Source organism: Paenibacillus sp. O199 (genome assembly GCF_001636635.1).
Classification (GTDB): Bacteria; Bacillota; Bacilli; order Paenibacillales; family Paenibacillaceae; genus Paenibacillus; species Paenibacillus marchantiae.
On the sequence record NZ_LGRP01000043.1, the window covers coordinates 1 to 25,571 of the forward strand.

At 50.0% G+C, this 25,571-nt stretch carries 17 protein-coding genes; 15 read left to right on the forward strand and 2 right to left on the reverse strand.

Annotation, left to right across the window (positions count from 1 at the left end):
- Window positions 1-42 precede the first annotated feature (42 nt).
- Window positions 43-1,767, forward strand: coding sequence for an ABC transporter ATP-binding protein (locus A6049_RS29275; protein WP_063567957.1), 1,725 nt, complete (start codon window positions 43-45; stop codon window positions 1,765-1,767).
- 318 nt (window positions 1,768-2,085) lie between these two features.
- Here the strand turns inward: A6049_RS29275 and A6049_RS29280 are convergent, their stop codons facing one another.
- Entirely contained in the window at window positions 2,086-2,994 is a 909-nt protein-coding gene (locus A6049_RS29280) for an AraC family transcriptional regulator (protein ID WP_063567958.1), read from the reverse strand.
- 197 nt (window positions 2,995-3,191) lie between these two features.
- On the opposite strand from A6049_RS29280, the gene A6049_RS29285 reads away from it, so the two are divergent.
- The 5 genes from A6049_RS29285 to A6049_RS29305 all read left to right on the forward strand — a co-directional run bounded on the left by A6049_RS29285 (window position 3,192) and on the right by A6049_RS29305 (window position 11,585).
- The gene (locus tag A6049_RS29285; RefSeq protein ID WP_063567959.1) at window positions 3,192-4,718 is read left to right on the forward strand and encodes a glycoside hydrolase family 43 protein; all 1,527 of its coding nucleotides are present in this window, start codon (window positions 3,192-3,194) and stop codon (window positions 4,716-4,718) included.
- Window positions 4,719-4,795: 77 nt separating this feature from the next.
- Window positions 4,796-6,355, forward strand: coding sequence for a glycoside hydrolase family 43 protein (locus tag A6049_RS29290; protein ID WP_063567960.1), 1,560 nt, complete (start codon window positions 4,796-4,798; stop codon window positions 6,353-6,355).
- A 200-nt stretch (window positions 6,356-6,555) separates the two neighbouring features.
- A complete protein-coding gene (locus tag A6049_RS29295) occupies window positions 6,556-8,136 on the forward strand; it encodes an extracellular solute-binding protein (RefSeq protein WP_063567976.1) in 1,581 nt (526 codons plus the stop codon).
- Window positions 8,137-8,211: 75 nt separating this feature from the next.
- Window positions 8,212-9,969, forward strand: coding sequence for a sensor histidine kinase (locus A6049_RS29300; RefSeq protein ID WP_145921967.1), 1,758 nt, complete (start codon window positions 8,212-8,214; stop codon window positions 9,967-9,969).
- Complete coding sequence (locus A6049_RS29305) at window positions 9,954-11,585, forward strand: response regulator (RefSeq protein WP_063567961.1); 1,632 nt, start codon at window positions 9,954-9,956, stop codon at window positions 11,583-11,585. Before A6049_RS29300 ends, A6049_RS29305 begins: the two co-directional genes overlap by 16 nt.
- Window positions 11,586-11,685: 100 nt before the next feature.
- Here A6049_RS29305 and A6049_RS29310 read toward each other — a convergent pair whose 3' ends face one another.
- Window positions 11,686-12,453, reverse strand: coding sequence for a helix-turn-helix domain-containing protein (locus A6049_RS29310; RefSeq protein ID WP_063567962.1), 768 nt, complete (start codon window positions 12,451-12,453; stop codon window positions 11,686-11,688).
- Between the two features lie 303 nt (window positions 12,454-12,756).
- Between A6049_RS29310 and A6049_RS29315 the strand changes: the two genes are divergently transcribed.
- The 9 genes from A6049_RS29315 (at window position 12,757) to A6049_RS29355 (ending at window position 25,517) form a co-directional block, all read left to right on the forward strand.
- The gene (locus A6049_RS29315; RefSeq protein ID WP_063567963.1) at window positions 12,757-14,121 is read left to right on the forward strand and encodes an extracellular solute-binding protein; all 1,365 of its coding nucleotides are present in this window, start codon (window positions 12,757-12,759) and stop codon (window positions 14,119-14,121) included.
- A 105-nt stretch (window positions 14,122-14,226) separates the two neighbouring features.
- Window positions 14,227-17,118, forward strand: coding sequence for an extracellular solute-binding protein (locus A6049_RS29320; protein ID WP_063567964.1), 2,892 nt, complete (start codon window positions 14,227-14,229; stop codon window positions 17,116-17,118).
- 19 nt (window positions 17,119-17,137) lie between these two features.
- Window positions 17,138-18,094: a carbohydrate ABC transporter permease gene (locus tag A6049_RS29325; RefSeq protein ID WP_063567965.1), complete on the forward strand. Its 957-nt coding sequence runs from the start codon at window positions 17,138-17,140 to the stop codon at window positions 18,092-18,094.
- Between the two features lie 2 nt (window positions 18,095-18,096).
- A complete protein-coding gene (locus A6049_RS29330) occupies window positions 18,097-18,972 on the forward strand; it encodes a carbohydrate ABC transporter permease (protein WP_063567966.1) in 876 nt (291 codons plus the stop codon).
- 27 nt (window positions 18,973-18,999) lie between these two features.
- Window positions 19,000-20,451, forward strand: a complete 1,452-nt coding sequence (locus A6049_RS29335; protein ID WP_063567977.1) for an SMP-30/gluconolactonase/LRE family protein — start codon at window positions 19,000-19,002, stop codon at window positions 20,449-20,451.
- Window positions 20,435-21,070 (forward strand): Yip1 family protein, encoded by a 636-nt coding sequence (locus A6049_RS29340; protein WP_063567967.1) that lies wholly within the window; start codon window positions 20,435-20,437, stop codon window positions 21,068-21,070. Before A6049_RS29335 ends, A6049_RS29340 begins: the two co-directional genes overlap by 17 nt.
- 15 nt (window positions 21,071-21,085) lie before the next feature.
- Window positions 21,086-23,656, forward strand: coding sequence for a DUF5696 domain-containing protein (locus A6049_RS29345; protein WP_063567968.1), 2,571 nt, complete (start codon window positions 21,086-21,088; stop codon window positions 23,654-23,656).
- Window positions 23,653-24,555, forward strand: coding sequence for a carbohydrate ABC transporter permease (locus A6049_RS29350; RefSeq protein ID WP_063567969.1), 903 nt, complete (start codon window positions 23,653-23,655; stop codon window positions 24,553-24,555). The genes A6049_RS29345 and A6049_RS29350 overlap by 4 nt, the downstream gene beginning before the upstream one ends.
- Before the next feature lie 17 nt (window positions 24,556-24,572).
- Window positions 24,573-25,517 carry a carbohydrate ABC transporter permease gene (locus tag A6049_RS29355; protein WP_095206249.1) on the forward strand — a complete coding sequence of 315 codons (945 nt, stop codon included), beginning with the start codon at window positions 24,573-24,575 and terminating at the stop codon, window positions 25,515-25,517.
- Window positions 25,518-25,571 lie beyond the last annotated feature (54 nt).

Consider the following 25,571-nt stretch of genomic DNA (forward strand, 5'->3'; position numbering starts at 1 on the left):
AGGATTCTTAAATGATAAGGAGCAGGAGGAGAAGATTGCCACATGAAAATCGCATGGCGTGTCTTGCTGGGCGCACGAAAATACTGGTTGCAGTTAGGCATTGGATTAGTCGGTATCGTGCTGGCAACAATTGCCGGGTTTTATTTGCCCTGGGCGCTCCGTTCGTTGACACAATTGGCGACCGAAGGTAGCAGTCAGTATGCCGCAGAAGCATTGAAGATTGGTTTATTGCTACTTGGAGCTACCTGTTTGCAAGCCATCGGAACATCACTGGCAGGCTATATGAACCATTATGCCGCACTTCATTACGTGGCGGATTTACGAACAAGATTGTATAGCAAATATCAGCAGATGAGTTTGCGCTATTTCCATCGAAGCCGGACGGGTGACTTGACCGGGCGCGTTGTGAATGATGCGATGGAAGCGGAAATTTTCATTGCCCATGCTATACCTGAGTTTATCGTTAACGGACTAACCTTTATCGGAGTAGGCATCCTGCTCTTGACGATCAATGTGAAGCTGGCACTGATCAGTCTGATCACGATTCCGTTGCTGCTTGTAATCACGGTATGGCAAAGCAAGCACTTGTCGCCGCTGTGGGGAGAGAGTTCCCAAGCTCGGGGAGATATCGCTGGAAAGGTGCAGGAAAATTTGTCGGGCATGAAAGAAATCCAAATTTTCAATCGACAGGAGGAGGAGCGGATCAACGTTTCTCGTCTGGCTATGAAATATTCGAAGACCTATTTACGCGCCAGTTTGTTCTATGAAACCTCTTTGCCGTTGTTGGCATTTGTGACCACACTGGGGACTGTATTTGTCGTGATACTGGGCGGCAGATTGATGGCAACAGGCGAGGTAAGCATTGCTGATATCATCGGATTCATCGCCTACCTAGGTATGTTTTATCAACCGATAAAGTCTTTTTCCGGCTTGGTGGAAATGGCAGGGCGAGCCTCTGCTGGCCTTAAACGGGTATATGATGTGCTGGAAGAAGAGGAAGACATAAAGGAGAAGCGAAACGCAGTCCATTTGCCGCGTGTACAAGGACAGATCTCCTTTCAAGATGTCACATTTCTTTATCAAGATGGTTCGCCTGTACTAGAGGGGCTGAACCTGACCATTGATCATGGAAAAACAGTAGCTCTTGTAGGCACCACAGGAGTGGGTAAGTCGACATTGGCCAGTCTCGTTAACCGATTCTACGACCCGCAGGCGGGATCGATTCGAGTGGATGGCATCGATATTCGTGATGTGACGCTTTCCAGCCTGCGTAACAATATTTCAATGGTGTTGCAGGATACGTTCCTGTTTGATGGCTCGGTGTATGACAATATTGCTTATGGATGGAAGGACGCGACCCGGAAAGATGTGATTGCCGCAGCTAAAGCAGCTAAAGCACATGGATTTATATCTCAGATGGAGCAAGGCTACGATACGGTAATTGGTGAACGCGGTGTGCGTTTGTCTGGAGGGCAGAAACAGCGCCTTTCGATAGCACGGGCGATTCTGCGCAATGCACCGATCCTCATTCTGGATGAAGCGACATCGGCGCTTGATACCAAGACCGAGCAAGAGATCCAACAGGCACTGGATGAAATATCGAAGGATCGCACAACACTGGTGATTGCCCATCGGCTATCGACGGTCCGTCATGCCGACCAGATCGTTGTGCTGGAGGGTACAGAGATTGCCGAGATGGGTACGCATGAGGAACTGCTGCATAGCGGAGGTATTTATGCACGATTGTATGCGACACAAGCCTCTTGAACGTAACCAATACAAACAAGACTAAACAGGAGAAGGACAGGACGACGATGACTGAATTATAAATTCTAACGATTGTGGGCGGCGGTCCGGTCCTGCAGGAATGTATGCTGCATTTTATAGGGGAATGCACGATATGAAGGTTGGTACAAGTTCGTGTCCCGAGCCAAGGACAAGAACTTGTACCGATTGCCGGAATGGACAAGAACATAGTCCGATTACCGATTAGGCATGTATCTAAACGATTTTCGCCTCTTAATTCGTTAATCTAATGGGTAGGATTGCTCAATGTTGTTGATGAATACTCTTCATTGCAGGGGTTTATTTTTGACCGTCCTTTGCCGGGTTTAATGCTGCATAGTGTGCAAAGGATGGATCAGGAATATTTTGTGCTTGTCTGCTATATTTGCCCGGAGAGACTCCGGTGATTTTGGTGAAGGTTCGAATAAAATTGGCATAATCGCGAAACCCCGATTGGAAGCAGGCATCCGTAATGCTCATCCCGCCGGATAGGTAATATCTCGCCAATTCAATACGACGGTTCATGATGTAAGAGCGGATCGTTAGTCCGGTATGCTTTTTAAACTGGCGGCTGATATACGTGCTGTTCATATAAAATGCCTCGGCAAGCTTGCGAAGCGTAATCTCCTGGGAAATGTGCGCTTCAATATAATCCATTGTTTTACGTACCATCTCTGGCATGATATCGATTGGTATAGAGGACTTATTGAGGAACGAATTGTTTATGAGAACCAACAACTGTGCAATGACTGCATTGGTTTTAACATCCGTTCCATATACATTTGAATCAAGCAATTCCTCCAGTTCGCTAGTTAAATGCAAAATCTGTTTCATATGGTAATCATCTAAGTGAACGATGTTCTGTTGTCCCTTTGGACGATGATCAAAACATGCGGATAGATTGGTTGATAGAGTCGACAACTGACAAAGATATGTTTTTTTTAGATTGATAGTAATTCGTTCATATTCGGTTCCATCCAAAATAAAGGCGCGATGCATTTCCTCCGGAGACATAATAAGCAAATCTCCCGGCTCCAGATGATAACATCGGTTCTCCACATAAAAGTTGACATTGCCGCGAATAAAAAGGTAGATCTCGTATGCATCATGTCGATGATAAATTGTTTCCAATGGATACGTAGTTACGCGATGAAGATATAAAAGCTCGGACTGGATGGGATCGTAAAAATATTCAGTGGATCCGTTCATATAGCACCTCCTTGTCCTTTCGCGCAATAAATAGAGCGGAATACGCAATGAAAATGTAATCAGCTTTACCTTAAACTGTAATCAACCTAACATGCTGCATCTGCTATTGCAAGCGTTTCCCTGCATTTTAGGCCTGGATCTGGCAAATCACAGAGCGGCGATGAGATGTATATCAAACTCAAATGGAGGAACGACTGATGAACTACAATTCTGCTTCAAATGCGAGGGAACAAACGGAACAGAATCATCCATCTATAGCTGCTGTGAAGATCAGTAAGGCCATAGGGAAACTTCCACCAAATAAAAACCCTTTGGTTGCTCATAAATTTGGAGCCGATCCGTATGCTCTGGTGTTCGAGGGGCGTGTCTATCTGTACATGACGAGTGATAAGCTGGAGTATGATTCTGAGGGCAATCCGCAGAAAAACAGTTTCCACTCGATCAACCGCATAACAGTCATCTCTTCAGACGACTTGGTTAACTGGACAGATCATGGGGAGATTCATGTGGCAGGGCCCCAAGGCGCAGCCACATGGGCCAATCAATCCTGGGCACCAGCCGCTGCCCATCAGATCATTGACGGGCAGGATCGATTCTTCCTTTATTTTTCCAACAATGCCAGCAGCATCGGCGTATTGTCAGCCCCGAGTCCGGTCGGGCCCTGGACAGATCCTATTGGAAAAGCGCTCATTACCAGAGAGACTCCGGGTGTTGAGGATGTGACGTGGCTGTTCGATCCGGCCGTGCTGGTAGATGATGATCACAGAGCTTATATCTATTTTGGGGGTGGCATACCGGAAGGGAGAGCAGATAGGCCGGATACCGCAAGAGTTATGCCATTGGGTGAAGATATGACCAGTGTGGTGGGCCGGGCGAGGGTTATCCCTGCTCCGTACATGTTTGAGGATGCGGGGATTCATAAATTTAACAATATCTATTATTTTACCTACTGCTCTAACTTTGACGAGGGTATTCGTCCAGAGGGCAGTCCGCCACCCGGCGAGATTGCTTACATGACGAGCAGCCAGCCCATGGGTCCATGGACGTACAGAGGAACGGTCCTGCGAAATCCGGGTCACTTTTTTGGCGTTGGCGGCAACAACCATCATGCCATATTTCAATTTGCGGATCACTGGTATATTGCTTATCACGCCCAGACGTTATCACAGGCGATGGAGGTTCCTGATGGTTATCGTTCGACACATCTGAACCAGATTAGCTTCAACGAAGCAGATGGTCGTATGAACGAGGTGGCCGCAGATTATGAAGGTGTTGAACAGATCAAGCTGTTCAATCCTTATCAGAGGGTAGCTGCTGCCACAATGGGATGGAGCGCAGGGGTGAAGACGGAGCGATTAAGTACATCAAAGCCTACGGCTGGTGCCGATTCTGAGGTTGTTGTTACCGAGATGGAAAGAGGCAGCTGGATTGCGTTATCGAAGGTTGATTTTGGCAATGAAGGGGCGGCATGCTTTACAGCTGCAATCTCCAATGAAGGCGCGGAGGCGGTACTGGAGCTTCATCTGGATCGCCCGGACGGACTGCTGATTGGGCAGCTTGTGATTCCGGCATCGGGTGGATCACCTAAATCGGGCATATCACCTCGATGGAAAGAGCATTCAACCGGGATTACAGATGCACAGGGAGTTCATGACATCTATATGGTGGTTGGGGGAGCAGTGGGCAAGCAAGGCATCAGTATTAGGGAATGGAGTTTTGAATAAGCAAGGAACTAGACTTGGGCCTAATTTATCTGTTGAGATTGTGTGGCCAATAAAGCTAGAAAGGAAGAATGGCCAACATGCATGCAAATCCAATTATTTGGGCCGATTATCCCGATCTAGATGTGATTCGGGTTGAAGACACGTATTATATGGTCAGCACAACCATGCATATGATGCCAGGCTGCGTCATCCTGCGTTCCTATGACCTGATCCATTGGGAAGTGGCTACACATGTGTACGATAGACTTGACGATACACCCGCGCAGCGGCTGGAGCAAGGCAGGCAGATTTACAGCAAAGGCATGTGGGCAGCGTCGATTCGATATCACAAGCATAAGTTTTATGTCATTTTTGTGGCAAACGATACCCATAAGACATATTTGTACACGGCCGATACGATCTCGGGTCCCTGGACCAAGCAGTATGTGGAAGGCTTTTATCATGATTGCTCCCTGTTTTTCGACGAAGATGACCGAATTTACCTGGTCCATGGTAATGCCGAAATTCATTTGACCGAGTTAAGCTCTGATCTGTCCGGCCCCAAGCCCGGTGGAGTGCTGCGCATGATCGTAAAAGAAAAAGAGCCTTATTTCCTCGGTTACGAGGGGGCCCATTTTTACAAAATTAATGGCAAATACTATGTGTTTCTGATTCATATTTCACAAGCTACCGGCCGAAGAACACAGGCGTGTTACATGGCGGATTCCCTGGAAGACGAATTTGTTGGCGGAGAAGTGTTTAACGACGATATGGGCTATTTTAATTCAGGTGTAGCCCAGGGCGGAATCGTGGATACACCGGATGGCGACTGGTACGCTATGCTGTTTCAGGATCACGGGGCGGTTGGCCGCATCCCTGTGCTGGTTCCGCTTCACTTTGAGAACGATATCCCGGTGTTCCCCACGGAAGCGCCAAAAGAGATCGTTGTGCCGAGTACGAGACCGGATCACGTCTACAAACCTCTGATTGGCAGCGATGACTTTCACTATGAAGCGAATGCAGAAGGAAAGGTACGGCTCAAGGATGTCTGGCAATGGAATCACACTCCGAATGATGCGCTCTGGTCGGTGACCGACCCGCCTGGGGTGTATCGGATTCAAACCGCACACATCTGCCCCAATCTGACCTTTGCGGTTAATACGCTGACGCAGCGTGCAATGGGCCCTGCCTGTGAAGCAATCGTTACGCTGGATGGCAGCAGGCTGGAGGATGGTGATTATGCAGGCTTGTGTTTCCTGATCGGTACATACGGTTTAATTGCGCTGACGAAGACTGAAGGGCAATTTTACCTGGTCATGCTGGCAAGAAACAGCGAGGACTCATCGATATTTGGCAATCTGGTTGATACGGAGCCTGCCACCGAGTATGCCAGGATACCTGTTTCAGGATCCGTAGTTACGCTCAAGGCTTTTGGCAACTTCGTGAATAATCAGGACGACTGTACGTTCTCCTATCTGGAGGGGACAGAGTGGAAGCCGCTTGGCATTTCCCACAAAATGATTTATAAGCTGGATCATTTTATGGGCTGCCGGATCGGGTTGTTTTTATATTCGACGAGAGTGACCGGGGGCAGCGCTGATTTTTCGAATTTTAAATATGATGTGATCGTGTCGGAGGACGAGAACAAACTTGCATAGAAGTCGCCGAGCCGGCGGCTTTTTTTATAATATCAGAAAGGTTAAAATTCCTGATGTTGCCAAAAAACGTTGTCCATTACAGACGAATGGGGGTGCATGATGTGCGTATTTCTGCTTTAACCAAAATAAAGTGGGTTGTCATTCTGTTGCTCAGTGCATGTATACCAACAGACCATACGAGCGGATATTCAGGACAAAGCATGCCCGTGGTGGATGGGCAGCCATCCGAGGATCATTCCATTTTCGGAAAATACAGTTCTCCTGTAGAAGTATCTTTTGTCAGAGAGGCCGGGGATGATCTGGAGCGCATGATCAGCCAGATGCCGGGAGAGACACTGCTGGACAATCGCTGGACCCGGTTATATGAGCAAGAGCTTGGGATTAAGCTTCGCTATGACTGGATCGCCAAAGGAGATATGTACGGTCAGAAGCTGGGTGTTTCCCTCGCTGCAGGTCGAATTCCGGACGTTGTGAAGGTAAATCCATACCAATTAAGGCAGCTGAGCAATGCGGGGCTGATCCAGGATCTGTCCGAGGTGTACACAACGTATGCTTCGCCGCTTGCGAAGAGCATATTGGAGGCGGAAGGAAGCGGGCCTTTTGACGCGGCAACCATCGATGGCAAGCTGATGGCGATACCTGAAACGGCCTCCTCCATCGAGACAGCCCAGTACTTGTGGATCAGAACCGATTGGCTTGAACGTCTGGAACTTCAGCCGCCTGAGACGATGGAGGACGTACTTGAGATTTCGAAAGCGTTTACACAAGAAGACCCTGACGGCAACGGCCAACAGGATACCTACGGCCTTGCACTAACGAATCATCTGTGGGACCCGGTCATGGGGGTTGCTGGTCTGATGGAAGGGTATGGTGCATACCCGAATATATGGATTAAAGATGCACATGGCAAGCCCGTTTATGGCGGCATTCAGCCTGAAGTCCGGGAGGCGCTGCAGGTTCTGCAAACGATGTACCTGGAGGGGCAGCTTGACCCTGAATTCAGCTATAAGAAGGGAACACAGGCCGTACGACTGATCAAAAACGGAAAAATCGGTATGCTGTACGGAGAACAATGGACACCCTTCATGATTCAGTCGAGCCGAGAGAACGATGCAGCAGCGGACTGGCAGTCTTACCCCATAGTAGCTAAATCCGGCAATCAGATTAAAGTACCACTTCGCACCAACACCTGGCAATATTTCGCCGTCAGGAAGGACTATGCTCATCCTGAAGTGGTGATGAAGCTTATGAATCTTCATTTGCAGACCAACTGGGGTGAGCAGGCGCAGTATGAAACGTACTACAATGACGATTCCAAGGCAGTGTGGATGCTATCGCCGGTGACCCCCTTTCCGGGAACCAAAAATCTGGATGCTTACCGGCAAATTCGGGAGGCGCAGCGTTCCGGTAATCTTGCTGTTCTTCAGGATGAAGCATCCGCTATTCAGAAAAGAGTTGAGGCCTATGAGACGGAAGGTGTCGAAAGCGGCTGGGGCTGGAATCAAACCTACGGACCGACAGGCGCATTTAGCATAGCTGATGGTTACGAGCGGAACGGACAGCTTTTATATGACCAATTCACGGGGGGGATTACAGAAACGATGGTCGACCGTCAGATGATCCTGAACGATCTTCAGCTTGAGGCATACATGAACATTATTCTCGGCAGACCGATTGAAGAGTTCGACCAGTTTGTGGAGAGTTGGCTCAAGTTAGGCGGAGAAAAGATCACAACGGAGGTTAATGCGTGGCTCAAAACCAAAACAGCACTGGAACGCTGACCGCTCCTCAATGGTGCCTTCATATGCAAAATGTGCAAAAAGACAATCCAGCCTGTAGCAATGGAGGGGAGTGAGTTGATTAAGTTTCCTGCCCAATCCTGGCGCAGCAGCATTTTCGCCCGGTTGGTTATCACCTATCTGATTTTTGTTCTTCCACTGATTCTCCTGGGCCTGTATCTGTACAATTGGAGCTATGACAATGCCAGCCAGGAAATATCCTCGTCAACAGAAAGACGGCTTACCCGGTATCTGGATGAATTGAATCGGGAAATTGAATGGCTGGAGCTGCAGCAGTTCGACATCGTTGAGGACAGGAAGCTGAACAGGCTCGCCATTCTGTGGGGAATGATGGATCAGGTAGAGCGCCGCGATACATTGAATTATTTGTCCGAGCGGCTGGCTACGTTCAAGAACAGCAGTGCTTACATCAAGAACGTTCATGTGCATATCCGCACGATTGGCAAGAGCATCTCCGCCACCCATGGCATCGATGATTATGACAAAGCCTCCTATGAATACTTTAGCTCCGGCATGCAGGGGAAAGGCGCGCGCTTTACGGTGAAGGAGGACACCATGAATCTGAGTGCCGTGCGCCTGACTGGCAAGAAGGGAGAAGAACCGCTGTTTGCTGTCCAGGTCGAGCTGGATACGGAGCAATTTCAAAATGCACTGACCCAGCTTAATCTGTACCCGGACAGTGGCTCCTTCCTCATTGAGGAAAAGACGGGCCATATTATCACAGACGTTTCCAAGCGTGACTTTATCCTCCCTTACTACCGTGATCACATTACCGATAGTGATCATGGCGGCTTTCAGGTGAAGGTCGAGGGTACACGCTATTATGTCAGCCAGAGCCATATGGGCCCATTGGGCTTATCGGTAGCAACGTATTTGCCAGAGGAAAGTGTGAAGAGGCCGCTAAGCAAGTTCTATCATTGGGCTTGGCTGTTTGCAATGACATCCTTCGTCGCGATATCGGCTTATCTCTATTCCAGCTACAAGCTGATTCACATTCCGCTGCTGCTGCTCGTCAAAAGATTCAAAAAAATGGAGACAGGTGTACTGGACATCCCCATCGTGCACAAGCGCAAGGATGAATTTGGTTTTCTGTACTCCCGGTTCAATCAGATGCTTGAGAAGCTTCAACTACTTATCGATCGGGATTTCAAAAAGACGATGATGATGCAGCGCGCCGAATTGAAGCAGCTTCAGTCGCAGATTAATCCTCATTTTTTGTATAACAGCTTTTTCATTATCAATTCGCTCGCAAGAACGGGGGATACAGCGCGGATTGAGCAATTTGCCAACATGCTTGGTGAATATTTCAGGTTCATTACCCGAAATGGGACAGATCATGTAAGACTGGAGGAGGAAGCTGCCCATTCGAGTGTGTATACGGAAATTCAGAAGCTGCGTTTTTCCAGACGAATACAGGCCGACTTCGGGGAGCTGCCACCGGATATGAAGCAGATTCGTGTTCCCCGGTTAATCATACAGCCAATCATTGAGAATGCTTACGAGCACAGTCTTGAAAAAATGACGGATCAGGGCATGCTTAGGGTCCGGTTCAGCATGAAGGGGAATATCGCTGAAATCAGTGTAGAGGACAACGGGCATGAGTTGACGGACCTGCACATTCATGCGCTTCAGGAGCGTCTGCTTGAAGATGGCAACTCGGATGAAATGACCGGACTCATGAATATTCATCGGCGCCTGGTGCTGACATTCGGGGAAGGAAGCGGCCTGTTTTTGGCCAGAAGCGAGCTGCAGGGATTGAAGGTCACGATTCGAATCCGAAGGGAAGGAAGGGAAAGCGAATGTATCGACTTTTGATTGTGGATGATGAGGAAATTATTACGGACAGCCTCTACGAAACCTTTGCAAGCCATATGCCGGAACGGCTTGATGTATGCAAGGCTTATTCAGCCACGGAGGCATTAACGTGGATGGAACGCACAAGGATCGATATCGTGTTGACAGACATTCGTATGCCTGGCATGAGCGGTCTTGAACTGACAGAACAGATCCAGGCTTACTGGTCGCACTGCCGCGTCATTTTTCTCACCGGCTACAGCGATTTTAATTATGCCTACAAGGCTTTTCAAATGCCCAATGTACGTTATTTACTCAAAACGGAAGGATATGACAAGATCATGGCTGTGGTTGAGGAGGTCATGCAAGAGATTCGGCAGAGTCACCGCATGCACGAATTGCTGGAGCAGTCCCAAGAGGCAACCTGTCAGCTGGAGGTGCTTCAGCAGGAAGAGTATTTGAGGAACGTGCTACAGAACTCCACACCATATGTGGCAGGTTGCTCCAGTGAGATTCAGGATGAATGGGCAAGGCGAGACATGAGTCTTCATCTCTCGGCCCCTGTTTACATTGTGATGGGTCGATTTGATTATAAGGATAAACCTCTGCACCTGGAGCGCGTACAGATTCAGGCATCAGCGCGAAGGATCGGTTCTTCCCTGATGGATGAGCACACCCTTCACGCCAGCGTAACAGACCATTATGGAGATGTGGTATGGCTGGTTCAGCCAAAACATCCGGAAGCAGAGCCAGGCCATTCACTGATCCGATATCTGGAGGGTATACTCGAATTGGTGCAGGAAGCCTGCATGGCTTCACTTGGCATATCGGTGGCTTTTGCGTTAAGCGGGAAAAGCTGCAACTGGTACGACATTACTCGGCAATACGAGCGATTGAGGCAACTGCATTGGATGAAGATTGGTGATGGCATTTCCATGGTGCTTACCGATCATGATGATGCTTTGCCGAATCAGGGCCAAAGGGAGCTCACACGGGTCAGCAGCCGAATTGAGGTCATGTCAGGGTATTTGGAAACGGGACGAATTCAGCAATTTTACGAAGTGTTTGAAGAGCTGGCCAATGAACTGCTTCAACAGGATGTGACGATGGAGAGGGCGATGGAAACCTATTATAATCTGGCGCTGTATCTGTATTCGACTATCAATCGATGGGGACTGTATCAGGATATTCCCGATCAGCGCAGATTGCTTCGTCTGAGCGAGTACGCATCTATGAAGGACGCGGTGCAGGTGCTGTATCAGGCAACCGACAAGCTCGTACGCTTCAAGGGCTCGGATGAGCAGGAGCGAGCGAATGCGGTCATTTATTCCCTGTGTACTTACGTCAAGGAGCACCTGGAAGAAGATCTTTCCCTAGTGAGGCTGGCAGAGCTTCATCATTTCAATCCATCCTATCTCTCCCGTTTCTTCAAACAGGAGATGGGCATCAACCTCTCCGAATTTATTGACGAGCTGCGAGTTAGAAGAGCAAAGGAACTGCTCAGGAATAGCGATCTCATGGTTCGGGAGGTTGCACTCCTGGTTGGTTATGAGGCAGCGCATTCCTTTACTCGTTTTTTCAAAAAGGTGACAGGCATGACTCCCCAGGAATTCCGGGAATCCCTTTTGGTCCGTTAAAATAGAAGTAGATATGAACAGAAGCAAGACCTCAGGTGAGATGAACCTGAGGTCTTGCTTTTGTTTTTGTTTGATGATTCCCAAAGGGGCAGCTCCACAACTATGCGGTGAACGTTTTTTGCTTTCGATAGACATTGGGGGTCTCCCCGGTATATGCTCTGAACTTTTTATAAAACCAGTCTGTATCCGTATATCCAACCTCGCTGGCAATTTCGTAAATCCGCAAATTGGTGGATATCAACAGCAGCTTGGCTTTTTCCATCCGCTGCTGCATTAAATAATGATTAAAGGACACGTTCTCTTCCATTTTGAATTTTTGACCAAGATACGCACAATTAAAATGAAGCAAGTCGGAAATCCTCTTTAGTGTAATGTCACTGCTCAGGTGATCGAGCACATAAGCTTTTACCATCTTGATCACTTGGCTGGAATGCACGTGCTTGCCTTCCAAATGAACCAGCGATCTGAAGGCAGAAGGAAGTCTCTTCGCGGGCTCCGAATCAAGCCTGGACTTGAGCCGATCCAGACTGTTCAGGAGGGCGGAGGCATGGAACGGACCTGGCAAATAATCGCTGACCTGATATGCTAACGCTTTGCGTACAAGCCTGAAATGATCCCCTCCCCCCATGAAAAGGATCGGAATCTGGCTTTTCTTTCGAATATAGTGGCATAACCACAAACCTGCAGCAGCAAATCCCCCGGTGCTCACGAGCACGACAGAAAATTCTCGATCGGCCAAAGCTGACAAGGCGGCGCACGTAGAGACTACGCAGTCTCCGATGACGTGATCGGAGTTACTGCGCCGCAGCAACTTCTGCAATTCTCCGTGCGTGTGGCCGCTGAAGTCCACAAGCAAGATGTCATGCATGAAGCAAAACCTCACTTTCGCTTGATTTGAATCTCTCTGAACCACTCTAAAACCCTCGGCCCTTAGTATGACTCATGTCTTTATTTCATTATGGGAATAAAAGAAAGCGCATACAATGTGCATCTCTTTGCGGAGGGACCATTTGTTTACCAATTCAAGCCGAAAATGCTTCAACCTGGATTCAAATTGCCAAAACCCATAGTTTGACAGGGTAAGCCCCTTTACTTTAACGGGTTGTTTGCGCTTTCATTCAAGAGCTACACTTTGATAGAAAACTGTAAAACACATTCAGGGGGGACAACGATGAGAAAAAAAACGTACATGCTGATGAGCCTGGTCCTTGTAATCATGCTGTTGATTACCGCGTGCAGCACTGGCTCCAGCGCACAGACAGAGCCGGAAACGAAGGCGCCGCAGGCGGAGCAAACTACGAATGAAACAGAACCTAAGAATGAGACATCAACGCCGGAGATGGATTTTGACATGGGGGGAAGAAAAATCAAGGTGGTTGCCTGGTGGGACATGAAAATGACCGATAGCAACCCGGATAACATTCAGCGAATCGAGAACTTGGAAGCACTGAAGAAAAAGCACAACTTTGACATCGAATACATTTCGATTGATTTTGGCGAATACCAGGAGAAGGTCGTGGCTTCCCTGATGGCGGGAGAACCGCTGGGCGACATTGTCCGGCTGGGCAAAAGCTACGCTATTCCGGCACTGACCAAGCAAGACTTGTTATGGCCCGTGGATGAGTATACCAAGAACGAAAAGGTGTTCAACCAGAAAACGACCAACGAATACATGCAGTACGAAGGTAGGGGCTACGGATTTACCGAGGATCAATCTTCATTTATAAGTGGCATTTTTTATAATCGCACGCTCATGCAGGAGCTAGGTATGAAGCCGTTGCAGGAATATGTGGACGAAGATCAGTGGAACTGGGATACGTTCATTGAAGTAGCCAAAAAGGCAAACAAGGACCGCAATAACGACGGCAAGCTCGATACCTGGGGATTGGCCCAAAGGGGACTGCTTGAACCGGTGCTGTATTCCAACGAAGCCTCACTTACCAATGGTGACAAGCAAAATTTGGATGATCCAAAAACAAAAGAAGCACTGAGCTTCGTTTCCAAAATGGCTACCGAGCAAGTCGGCAGAGCCTCGGAAGGCGGGGATTGGACTGAACCGGCCACGTTCTTCCGTCAGGGCAATACGCTAATGTATTCGGGCGCCATGTACGAGATCGAAGGCATCAAAACAGATATGCAGGACTATGATATCGGCTTCCTGCCTTTCCCGAAAGGGCCAAGTGCAAGCGCGTACCACTCTGGCGAGTCGCAATATCAGGCGCTGACGATTCCAAAAGCAGTCGAGCATCCCGAGCAATTGATGTATATCTGGGAAAAAATCAATGAGATCGATTCAATCTACGATTACCCCGGACAATCGACCCTGGAGACTCACTTGGCGGACGAAGCTGACATCGAAAATGCCAGAACGGTTGCTGATGGCATGCTGGTGCTTGACCACAATACGTTCCCGTCATTGCCTTTCTGGGATTTCAACGGCGAGCTGGTCGATGATGTTTCCGTTTCAACCGTCATTGAAAAATACAAGGCGCCGTTCCAGGCAGCCATCGATGAGGTATACAAGCAAAAGAAATAATGCTGTTCTCTCCGGAACGGATACAAAGTCCTATACGCACTTTCCCCGGAGAGTGCCACACCATAACCATGCTCCACGCCAGAAGGAAGGGGGACATATTGGAACATGCGGTCACGAAAGAAAAAAGGATTGATCCTGCTGCTCGCCATTGCGTTGATCTTCTCCATATGGAGCATTTTCCCTGCGCGGGATCGCAGTCTGGGCATCGTTCAGGCGCGCGAGGATTTTGAAGCTGTGTCGGGTACAGACGATCCACGCAGCTATGAACATTATCTCTCAACGCATACAAACGCAGACATGCCGGAGCAGACCGTAAGAATCGAAGGAGAATCTTTCATTCAGGCTGCGGACGATGAGTTCGAGGTAGTCAGTGGATATGCCGGACTGGACGGGAAAGCGGTCATCACCCCGGAAGTCGGCACTATCAGCTGGGAGGTCCCTGTACAGGCGAGCGGTTTATACCAGATCCGCGTTCATTATTATCCCGTCGCGGGCAAAAGCTCCGGCATTGAGCGGAAGCTGACCCTGAACGGAGAGGTTCCGTTCAGGGGAGCCGATGTGCTGCTATTTGACAGGGTATGGGGGAACCGCGAAGACAGCGTGCGAAGGGATGATCGTGGCAATGATCTCAGACCACGGCAGGTGGAGAAGCCCGTTTGGCAGCTTGCTGCATTCAAGGACAGCGCCGGTTACTTCGAGGAGCCGTACCAGTTTTATTTTGAAAAGGGAAACCAGAAGCTTTCGCTTACCTCGCTGCGTGAAAGCATGGCGATCGATTATATCGAGCTGTACAAGGAAGAGGACATTCCATCTTACGCAGAGCTGCAGGCCACTTATGAATCGGCAGGATTGAAGCCAGCGGAAGCTGTCATGCTCAAGGTACAGGGAGAACAGGCGGTGAGTAAATCGTCACCAACCCTTGCCCCCATTTCGGATCGGTCGAGTCCTTCACTTGAGCCCTATGATGTATCCAAAATTCGGATCAACGCCATTGGAGGCATCAACTGGAAGCTTCCCGGCGAATGGATCGAATGGGATGTTGACGTGCCGGAGGATGGCCTGTACCAGATTGCACTCAAGGTGAAACAGGATCAGCTTCGCGGCGTCTATGCCACACGAAGTCTGATGATTGACGGGAAGGTTCCATTCAAGGAAATGGAACGCATTCGCTTTAACTATAGCCCTGAATGGCAGACACGGGTTCTTGGTGAAAGCGAGCCTTACCTGTTCCAGCTCTCAAAAGGAACACATCGCTTGCGAATGACGGTTACGCTGGGCGATATCGCTCCGCTGCTGCGCACGGTGGAATCCAGCGTGCTGGATCTGAATGAGATGTACCGCAAAATTTTGATGATTACCGCTAACAATCCTGATCCTTTGAGGGATTACCAGCTGGAACAGCGCATTCCCGAGATGACCGAGGTATTCCAGCGGCAGGCCGACATTCTCCGTTCCGTTGCCGACTATTTGGAGAAGGCGACAGGTGAGCAGAGCGACAAGGTAGCCGTATTGCATGCGATGGTCGTGCAGCTGGAGGATATGGCGGCAAGACCGGAAACGGTGCCCAAACGTCTGGATACCTTCAAGATCAACGTAGGCGGATTGGGGACATGGATATTATCCGTTCGTGAACAGCCCATTGCGTTGGATTACCTCTTGGTATCCTCACCGGATCAGAAGCTGCCCGAGGCTGAGGCAACTGTGCTGCAACAGATGAAGCATGAAGTGGGTGCCTACGTCGCTTCCTATACGGAGGATTATGACAGCATCGGCAACATGGAGCAGAAAAAGGATTCCATCACCGTATGGATTACAACCGGACGTGATCAGGCACAGGTGCTGAAAGCTCTGATTGATGAATCCTTTACACCGGAAACCGATATTTCGGTGCAGCTACGCCTTGTTCCGCCCAACATCCTGCTGCCTGCAACGCTGGCCGGGGAAGGCCCGGATGTGGCGATGCAGATGGGCGAGGATATTCCGGTCAATTACGCGATGCGTAATGCGGCAGCCGACCTGAGCGGATTCCCGGACTTTGAGCAGGTTGCAAGCCGATTTCGCGAGAGCGGATTGACGCCTTACCGCTATAACAACGGGGTATATGCTCTTCCAGAGCAGCAGCATTTTCCGATGCTGTTCTATCGCAAGGATGTCCTCAACGAGCTTGGCTTGGAGCCGCCAAAAACGTGGCAGGACGTCTATAATGCCATCTCGGTGCTGCAAAAGCACAATATGGAGTTCTATTTGCCAATCGAGGATACAACAAACAATGCCAACATGATACCCAACGCTACCTTCGCCATGCTGCTATACCAGAACGATGGCGAGTTCTATACGGAAGATCAAAAGGAGAGCGCGCTGAATTCAGAAATTTCCATGGATGCGTTCAAGAGGTGGACCCAATTTTATACAAATTACAAATTCCCGCTTAAAGCTGATTTTCCAAACCGCTTCCGTACTGGGGAGATGCCGCTTGGTATCGCGGATTACACAACCTATAACATGTTGACCGTTATGGCGCCCGAAATCCGCAATCTGTGGGACTTCACCATCGTTCCGGGCACGCAGCTGGAGGATGGTTCCGTAAGGCATGAGGTGGCAAGCACGACGAGTGCAGTCATGATGCTGGAAAACGCGAAGAACAAGGAGGCTGCATGGTCGTTCATGAAATGGTGGACCGACAAGCAGACCCAGATTGAATATGGCAGGGAAATGGAGGGACTGATGGGAGCAGCGGCGCGTTATCCGACCGCCAACATCGAGGCATTAGAGCAGTTGCCCTGGCCGGTCAAGGATTATCAAAACCTAGAGCAGCAGTGGAAGTGGGTAGAGGGCATTCCCCAGGTTCCCGGTGGATATTTCACGGGCCGACATCTCGACAACGCGTTCCGTAAGGTGGTCAATGCAAACGAGAATCCGCGTGAAGCCTTGTCCGATTATGTTCTGTACATCGACGATGAGATCGAGCTCAAGCGCAAGGAATTTAATCTGAAGTAGAAGGAAGGGAGGGTAACGGTTGCAGGCAGAAATCACCAAGACACCCGCTGCGCCTGCCATCAACGCCAGGCAAGCGAGCAGGTGGTCCCTTTTGAAAAGGGATTTGTACCTAAGCAGACACTATTACGTACTGATGGCACCGTTTATGCTGATCTTTTTCTTGTTTACGGTCATTCCGGTCGGCCTCTCGCTGGGCCTCAGTTTTTTTCATTTCAATATGCTGGAGCTGCCCCGATTTGTCGGCTGGCAAAATTACTCGCGGCTGTTCCTGAACGACGATGTTTTTTTAATCGCCCTTAAAAATACGCTGCTATTTGCCGTTATTACGGGTCCAGTCAGCTATATTGCCTGCTTTTTGTTTGCGTGGATCATCAACGAGCTGTCGCCCAAAATTCGGGCCATCATGACGCTTGTGTTCTATGCACCTTCCATTTCAGGCAACGTTTTTTTCATCTGGCTGATCATTTTTTCGGGAGACAGCTATGGATATATGAACGGCTTTCTGATGCGCCTCGGCGTTATTCTGGAGCCGATCCTGTGGCTTGCAAACGAGAAGTACGTGCTGGCGATCGTCATCCTCGTACAGCTGTGGCTCAGCCTTGGCACGAGCTTCCTCGCCTTTATTGCGGGCCTCCAGACCATCGACCAATCGTTGGTTGAAGCGGGCACTGTGGATGGCATCAAAAACCGCTGGCAGGAGCTATGGTACATTACACTGCCTTCCATGAGACCGCAGCTTATGTTCGGCGCAGTGATGCAAATTACAGCCTCGTTCGCTGTCGCCGAAATCTCCATCGCGCTGGCTGGCTTTCCAAGCGTCAACTATGCGGCACATACCGTCGTAACACATCTGATGGACTACGGCACCATCCGTTTCGAGATGGGCTATGCGTCCGCCATTGCGACTGTTTTGTTCGCCATGATGCTCGGAACGAACATACTGACACAAAAAATGCTGAGAAAGATAGGTGAATGACAATGACCAGCAAGGTACGCGCCGTCTTCGGCATGTCCAGAAAACTGAATCGGTCATTTACCGTCAGCCTGATGTTGTTTGCACTGCTGGCTCTGTTTGGGTCATTCATGGTATTGCCGCTGATCTACACGGTTAACAATGCCTTCAAACCGCTGGATGAGCTGTTTATTTTTCCACCGCGCTTTTGGGTGAACAATCCGACGACAGAAAATTTTGCAGACCTGATCAATCTGATGGGTAACTCCTGGGTTCCTTTAACCAGATACATTGCCAATACGCTGATTATTACGCTGCTCGGAACGGCAGGCCATATTCTGCTGGCTTCCGCAGCCGCGTACCCGCTGGCCAAATACCGGTTTCCCGGTTCAAAGGTGCTGTTTACCATCGTCATTCTGTCCCTGATGTTCTCACCACATGTCACGGCGATTCCGAACTACATGGTGATGTCCTGGCTAGGATGGATCAACACACATGCCTCCATTATTGTGCCTTCACTCGCCTTTTCCCTGGGACTCTTCCTGATGAAGCAGTTCATGGAGCAAATACCGGATGCGCTGCTGGAGGCCGCAAAAATCGACGGGGCCAACGAATACCGGATATTCTGGAGTATCGTAATGCCTAATGTGAAGCCAGCCTGGCTCACGCTTATGATTTTGCAGTTTCCGGCGCTGTGGGGAACCGATGGCGGAAGCTTCATTTACAGTGAAAATCTGAAAACACTGCACTATGCGCTCAGTCAAATTATCCAGGGAGGAATTGCCCGTGCAGGCGTCGGCGCTGCGGTAGCGCTTCTGCTCATGATCGTGCCGATCGTCCTGTTCATCATCTCCCAGAGCAGTGTCATGCAGACGATGGCAACTTCCGGTATGAAAGAGTAGAAGGGGGGCAGCAACATATTGAAAAACATGTGGAAAAAATGCGGATGGCTCACGATGGGCCTTGCCTGCCTCCTGTGCTTGAGATATGCGGGGGCAACGGCTTTTGCCGATGGTCAGACGGATGCGTACAACTACTCCTACTGGGGAGAAGCGGTTCGCTCTCCTGCCGCGTATGAGGCGACCCGAATAGTGACGGGCACCGAGCTGAAGATTGGCACATTCAAAGAACCAAACGACATGCATGTCACAGCCGATGAGCGAGTTTACGTGCTGGATTCGGGCAACAGCCGAATCGTCGAGCTGGATCGGGAATTGAAGCTGAGACGAGTTATCGATTCATTTGATCATGACGGACAGAAGGATTATTTCAAAAATCCGCAGGGAATGTATGTATCAGACAATGGGCAGCTGCTCGTTGCGGATTCGGATCATCAGCGGGTGGTTCATCTGGATGAGCAGGGGCAGTTGATCAAAATTGTGGAGCAGCCGCAATCCGACCTGCTGAAAGCGGACTTTCAATTCAAGCCGCTTCGGGTTGTTATGGATAAAGGCGAACGGATTTACGTCATGGCTGAAGGTGTTTTTGACGGCTTCATGGAGTTTAATTCCGACGGTTCCTTTGCCTCGTTTATCGGAGCCAACAGGGTATCGGTCGACCCGGTGGAGTATCTTTGGAAACGATTCGCAACCCGTCAACAGCGCAGCCAGATGGTCATGTTCACACCAACCGAGTTCACCAATATGGACATTGACGAAGAAGGATTCATCTATGCAACGAGCGGGGACCAGAAGGGATTACCGATTAAGAAACTGAATGCGCAGGGCGCGGACATCCTGAGAAGGGAAGGCTACTATCCGCCGCAGGGGGATTTGTTGTACACCAATGAGAAAGGGCCTTCCCGGCTGGTTGATGTGGACGTGGGGGACAGCGATATGTATTCCGTGCTTGATGCCAAGATGGGGCGAGTGTTTACCTATAACGGAGATGGATATTTGCTCCACATGTTCGGAGGCATCGGCAACCGGTTGGGACAATTCAACACTCCTGTTTCGCTGGAGCGTGCAGGAGACCGCATGCTTGTGCTGGACAAAGCACTGGGCGAGATCACCGTATTTCAAACGACAGAATATGGACGCACACTGCATGAAGCGGTGCGAAGCTATTTCAACGGAGACGAGGAAGGATCTGCGGCAAGCTTTGCGAAAGCGGCAGATATGAATGCCAATCTTGAATACGCCTACGCAGGAATCGGAAAAGCGCTGCTGCGTCAGAAGGATTATGCAGAATCTGCGCAATATTTTAAGCGAAGCATGGAGCGGGAAGGGTATTCCAAAGCGTTTCTCCTGTTTCGCAAAGAGCTGCTCCGCGAGCATTTCTCATGGATCATGTCGGGATTATTTCTGATTGTTGCCGTGCTGGTAACCGTGACCATCGTTCGCAGACAGAGAAGGGGGACAACGAATGCAGGTATCAAGTAGACAGCTGATCCAATATCCGCTGCATCTCATATTTCATCCGTTTGACGGGTATTGGGAGCTGAAATACGAGCGAAATCAGAGAACAACGCTGATGATCGCATTGGTCATTTTGGGTTTGTTGACAATAACAACGATCCTTCAGGCCCAATACAGCGGCTTCCTGGTTAATTTCAATAACCCGAAACGATTGAACAGCCTGCTGGAAATGGTCTATGTCATTGTTCCGGTGCTGTTCTGGTGTACAGCGAACTGGTCGCTCACCACGCTTATGGACGGAGAGGGCAAATTCTCGGAAATTTTCATGTCCACGTGTTTTGCACTGGTTCCGCTGATTTTGATTCAGTTTCCTTGGATTTGGCTCAGCCTGATCATTTCCGGGCAGGAAACCGCCTTTTTTTATTTCTTTAACATGGCTGCCACGGCTTGGACGGTATACCTGTTATTTGTCGGCAATATGACGGTGCATCAATACTCACCCGCCAAAACGGTGCTGACCATGCTTCTGACGTTGGTTGCCATGGCCTTCATGGCATTTCTCTGCCTGCTGTTCTTCAGTCTGGTGCAGCAGATTGTGTCCTTTGCAGCCACCATCTATCAGGAACTTGTACTCCGGGGCTAAGGAAGGAGAATGGAGATGAATTTGTACGTGGCTAAAAAAATGATCGCGATCCTGCTCGTATTCGGCTTGCTTCTTGGCGGGTGTCAGCCCGCTTCCATGCCTGAACCCAGGATGTCTGCGAGCTCGGATGAACAAGCGGAAGTGCCTGCGCTGCCGCCCGGAGAGAAGCTGGCCTCATCCTTCAACGATACACGTCTTCCGGGCATGATCGGGCTTGCCCAGAATGAAGCGCTGCAGCTGTTCATCCAGGAAGAGACAGCCGAGATTGCGGTGATTCACAAGCAGAGCGGGCAGATCTGGCGCAGCAACCCGGAAAAGCGCAAATTGGATACGCTTGCGGCGGGCATCAACAAGGACCTGCTGTCTTCGCAGGCCAAGCTCAGCTTTTATAACAGTCTGGGACAGAGCAGCTCGGTTAACTCCTATACGGATAGTGTAGCCCACCAGCAGATAAGCTACGAAGTATTGCCAAATGGCGTTCGGGTGAACTACCAGTTTGGCAGTAATGAGAGCTCCATAGAGGATTTGCCTGTGAAAATCAGCAAGGAGCGCTTCGAGCAGAAGCTGCTTGCCGCGCTCGATAAGGCCGGGCAGCGTGCCTTAAAGGTCGGCTATGCCGAGGACAATGACGAAGGCGTCTACGTCCGAATCGACAAGGCGATGCAGGGACTTCAGCTAACGCGTGCCCTCAAGGCTTTTGAGACAGCCGGTTACACACCAGAGGACCTTGAACTGGACAATGTCGAGCATGGCATCGAGCAGGAAAAAAGCGGACCACGCATGTTTATGTTATCCATCGAATACGAGCTGGATGACGAAACACTGGTCGTACGCGTGCCGGCATCCGGCATTCATTTTCCCGAGCAATATCCGATCAATAGCATATCGGTGCTGGATTATTTCGGTGCTGGTGCAGCGGACGAAGAAGGTTCCCTGTTTGTACCCGACGGTTCGGGAGCACTCATTCATTTCAACAATGGCAAGGTTCAATATCCCGCCTATCAGCAGGACGTGTATGGACCGGACCTGACGATGAAGCTTCGTGAAGTGGACTCGACTGAGGAAAAGGCCAGGCTGCCGGTTTTCGGACTGATTCACTCGGGCGGTGCGTTCCTGGGCATCATCGAGGAAGGTGCGGCTACAGCCGTTGTTAATGCGGATATCAGCGGAAAACTGAATAGCTACAACAATGTGTATCCAAGCTTTTACGTTGTGAACAAAAGTGATGTGACGCTTCAGGCGAGCGACATGGTACGGACACTGCCCAAGTTCCAGAAGAAGCCGACGGCATCCGATTTTGTCGTTCGTTACGCCTTTGCCGGAGCAGAGGATGCGTCCTATTCCGGTCTTGCCTCTCTGTACCGGGATTATTTAACCCGGACGGACGGCCTTCCGGCGAAGCAAACGGCTGAGGGAGAAAAGGGCATTCCGTTTTACCTGAAGCTTGTCGGCAGTATGACCACCCAAAAACACCTGCTGGGTATACCTTACGAATCGAATGAGGCGTTGACCACGTTTGAAGAGGCGCAGCAAATCTTGTCCGAGCTCAAAGAAAAACACGTATCCAACATTCAGGTGCGCTACGCGGGCTGGTTCAACGGAGGACTCCTTCATCGTTTGCCGGATTCCATCAAGGTGGATGGGGCGGTGGGAGGACGTAAAGGCATGCAGGCATTTAGCGACTATACCCGTGAGGCCGGGATCGGCTTTTATCCTGATGTAGCGGTCCTAAACGTGCATGCGAAGAGCGGCTTCAAGCCTTCCTCGGAAGCTTCCCGAACACTCACGCAGGAGCCAGCGGTCCTATATCCGATGGACCCGGCAACACAGCGGCGTGACCGGGATCGACAACCGGCATATATCCTTTCTCCAAACCTGCTGGGTGATGTGACCGAAGACATGCTAAAAGCACTCCAGCCATATGAGACAGGCGGCTTGTCTATGCGTGATCTGGCCGAGCAGCTGAATAGCGATATGAATCCGAAAAAACTGCTGGACCGAACCGGAGCGCAAGTTGCTGTCACGGAGGCATTGAAGCAAATTACACAGCAGGGGATGCCTCTTGTGGCGGAGGGTGGGAATGCTTATGCGCTGCCATATGTGACGGGGTTGACGGATGCGCCGATGTCCAGCAGCCACTTCAAGCTGGAGGATGAAGAGATTCCGTTCTTCCAACTGGTTGTTCACGGTGGCATCAGCTACACCGGAGCAGCCTACAATCTGTCAACGTATACCGATGCAAGACAATATGTGTTGAAGCTTGTTGAGTATGGAGCAAGCCCCTACTTCACATGGTTCAACGCGCCGAACCATGTCGTGAAGGAAACGGATTACGACGATCTGTACGCCGCCCATTACGAGCAGTGGATGGACCTGGCAGCCGAGATGTATGAAGAGGTCAATCAGGCCAATCGTTCATTCGCCGGGCTGAACATGGTCGCACACGAGAAGCTGGCTGAAGGGGTATTTCAAACGACATACGAAAACGGAGGCTTCGCTCTGGTGAATTATAACGACTTCCCCGTGGAGGCAGCAGGCCGAACCGTAGAAGCCAAAAGTTACGTGACAGGTGGTGAGCAGCTCTGAAAGCGCTACTGAAAGGAAAGTGGGGACGCCGAACCTATGCTCAGCAGAAGGCGGCCTGGGGAGTGATCTATGTGCTTCCCTGGCTTATCGGCTTTGTCCTGTTCTTCTTTGTTCCGCTGCTGGCTTCCCTGCGCTACAGCCTGAGTTCAATTCAGGCGAACGCGCAGGGCATATCCATCCAGTTCACAGGTCTCGCCAACTATATTCAGGCGCTGACGGTCAATACCAGCTTCAACCGAGCGCTGATCGGATCCATAACGGATGTATTCGTCAATGTGCCGCTCATCGTTATATTCAGCCTGTTCCTTGCCGTCATTCTCAATCAGAAGTTTCCGGGGCGGGCCATAGCGCGGTCAATCTTTTTTCTGCCGGTGATTTTGGCATCAGGCGTCATCATGGCACTGGAAAGCACCAGTCTGATCGAGGCCGTTAACCAGAGCAGTATGGGTGGCAGTGCCCTGGGCACATTTGAGATCGAAAACCTGATGCTGGACGCGGGGCTGGGCGAGTGGGTTGTCATGTATCTGAGCGGCGCCGTAGATCGCATTTATCAGATCGTCAGTCAATCAGGCGTGCAGATTCTTATCTTTTTGGCAGGCATCCAAACCATATCGCCCCAGCTGTACGAGGCTTCCAAAATGGAAGGGGCTACGGGGTATGAAGCCTTTTGGAAAATTACGTTCCCCATGGTCAGCCCGCTTATTTTCGTTAACGTGATCTATACCATTGTCGATTCCTTTGCCAACAATGCTATGACTACCCTCATTCGTGATACAGGCTTTGTCAAATTTGATTTTGGACTGAGTTCAGCCATGGCGTGGGTGTACTTCGTGGCAATTGCCGTCATTCTGGTCATCGTATCACTTATTTTCTCCAAACGTGTCTTCTATCAAGATTAGAAAGGGGGTTGACCGGGTTGATGATATCAAGGTTGCTGTCACTTGAGCAGTGGAAAAGCTGGCTGTGGTCCGTTGTGCGGTTCACGCTGATTACCGGGCTCTCCTTCGTGATCCTGTTCCCGATCTTCCAGAAAATATCGACGTCCATCAAGGATAAGAGCGACCTGTATTCGGCCGTCGTGGTCTGGATTCCGCAAAATTTCTCCATCGACAATTTCAAGCAGGCCATTCGTGTCATGGATTATTGGGCCACGCTGCTCAATACGTTTGCACTGTCTGCAACAACGACCATTTTGACGACGCTTTCCTGCGCGCTCGCCGGATATGGGTTTGCCCGCTTGAAATTCAAAGGAAGCAATCTGTTGTTTGCTGGAGTCATCTTGACTATTCTGGTTCCGCCAACCACCATTCTTATTCCGGTGTACCTGAACTTGAAGAGCTTTGATCTGATGGGACTGATGACGCTGATCGCTGGCAAACCCGTAAATCTGCTGAATACGTACTGGCCGTTTATTCTGACTGCCATAACGGCCAATTCGCTCAAGGCAGGGCTGTATATTTTCATCTTCCGCCAGTTTTTCAGAGGTATTCCCAAGGAAGTGGAGGAGGCGGCTTACGTTGATGGTGCTGGCATCAGCCGCACTTTTGCACGCATCATGCTGCCCAATGCGATACCTTCGATTGTTACGGTGCTGTTATTTTCCTTCGTGTGGCAATGGAATGACAGCTTCTATACGACAACCTATCTGACGTCCAGCAAAGTGATGTCCACCCAGCTGTCCTCCCTACCGTATAATCTGGCCCAGCAGGTAAGCGATGGTGCATCCAAAGCCGATCCTTTTTATCTAAGCATGATACAGGATACCGGGATTTTACTGGCCATCTTGCCTTTGATCATCATCTACCTGTTTGTACAGCGTTATTTCGTGGAGAGTGTTGAACGCACGGGCGTCGTTGGATGATGCTTCTCAATCGGGAGGGGTTTTAAAGGCCAGACCCAATACAGTCTTGTGAAG

Bases quoted from the DNA above. Each gene is read 5' to 3' on its own strand.
- A6049_RS29295 (WP_063567976.1), top strand. From the start codon at position 6,556: ATGCCCGTGGTGGATGGGCAGCCATCCGAGGATCATTCCATTTTCGGA.
- A6049_RS29280 (WP_063567958.1), bottom strand. From the start codon at position 2,994: ATGAACGGATCCACTGAATATTTTTACGATCCCATCCAGTCCGAGCTT.
- A6049_RS29290 (WP_063567960.1), top strand. From the start codon at position 4,796: ATGCATGCAAATCCAATTATTTGGGCCGATTATCCCGATCTAGATGTG.
- A6049_RS29305 (WP_063567961.1), top strand. From the start codon at position 9,954: ATGTATCGACTTTTGATTGTGGATGATGAGGAAATTATTACGGACAGC.
- A6049_RS29330 (WP_063567966.1), top strand. From the start codon at position 18,097: ATGACCAGCAAGGTACGCGCCGTCTTCGGCATGTCCAGAAAACTGAAT.
- A6049_RS29310 (WP_063567962.1), bottom strand. From the start codon at position 12,453: ATGCATGACATCTTGCTTGTGGACTTCAGCGGCCACACGCACGGAGAA.
- A6049_RS29335 (WP_063567977.1), top strand. From the start codon at position 19,000: ATGTGGAAAAAATGCGGATGGCTCACGATGGGCCTTGCCTGCCTCCTG.
- A6049_RS29315 (WP_063567963.1), top strand. From the start codon at position 12,757: ATGAGAAAAAAAACGTACATGCTGATGAGCCTGGTCCTTGTAATCATG.
- A6049_RS29275 (WP_063567957.1), top strand. From the start codon at position 43: ATGAAAATCGCATGGCGTGTCTTGCTGGGCGCACGAAAATACTGGTTG.
- A6049_RS29345 (WP_063567968.1), top strand. From the start codon at position 21,086: ATGAATTTGTACGTGGCTAAAAAAATGATCGCGATCCTGCTCGTATTC.
- A6049_RS29285 (WP_063567959.1), top strand. From the start codon at position 3,192: ATGAACTACAATTCTGCTTCAAATGCGAGGGAACAAACGGAACAGAAT.
- A6049_RS29320 (WP_063567964.1), top strand. From the start codon at position 14,227: ATGCGGTCACGAAAGAAAAAAGGATTGATCCTGCTGCTCGCCATTGCG.
- A6049_RS29340 (WP_063567967.1), top strand. From the start codon at position 20,435: ATGCAGGTATCAAGTAGACAGCTGATCCAATATCCGCTGCATCTCATA.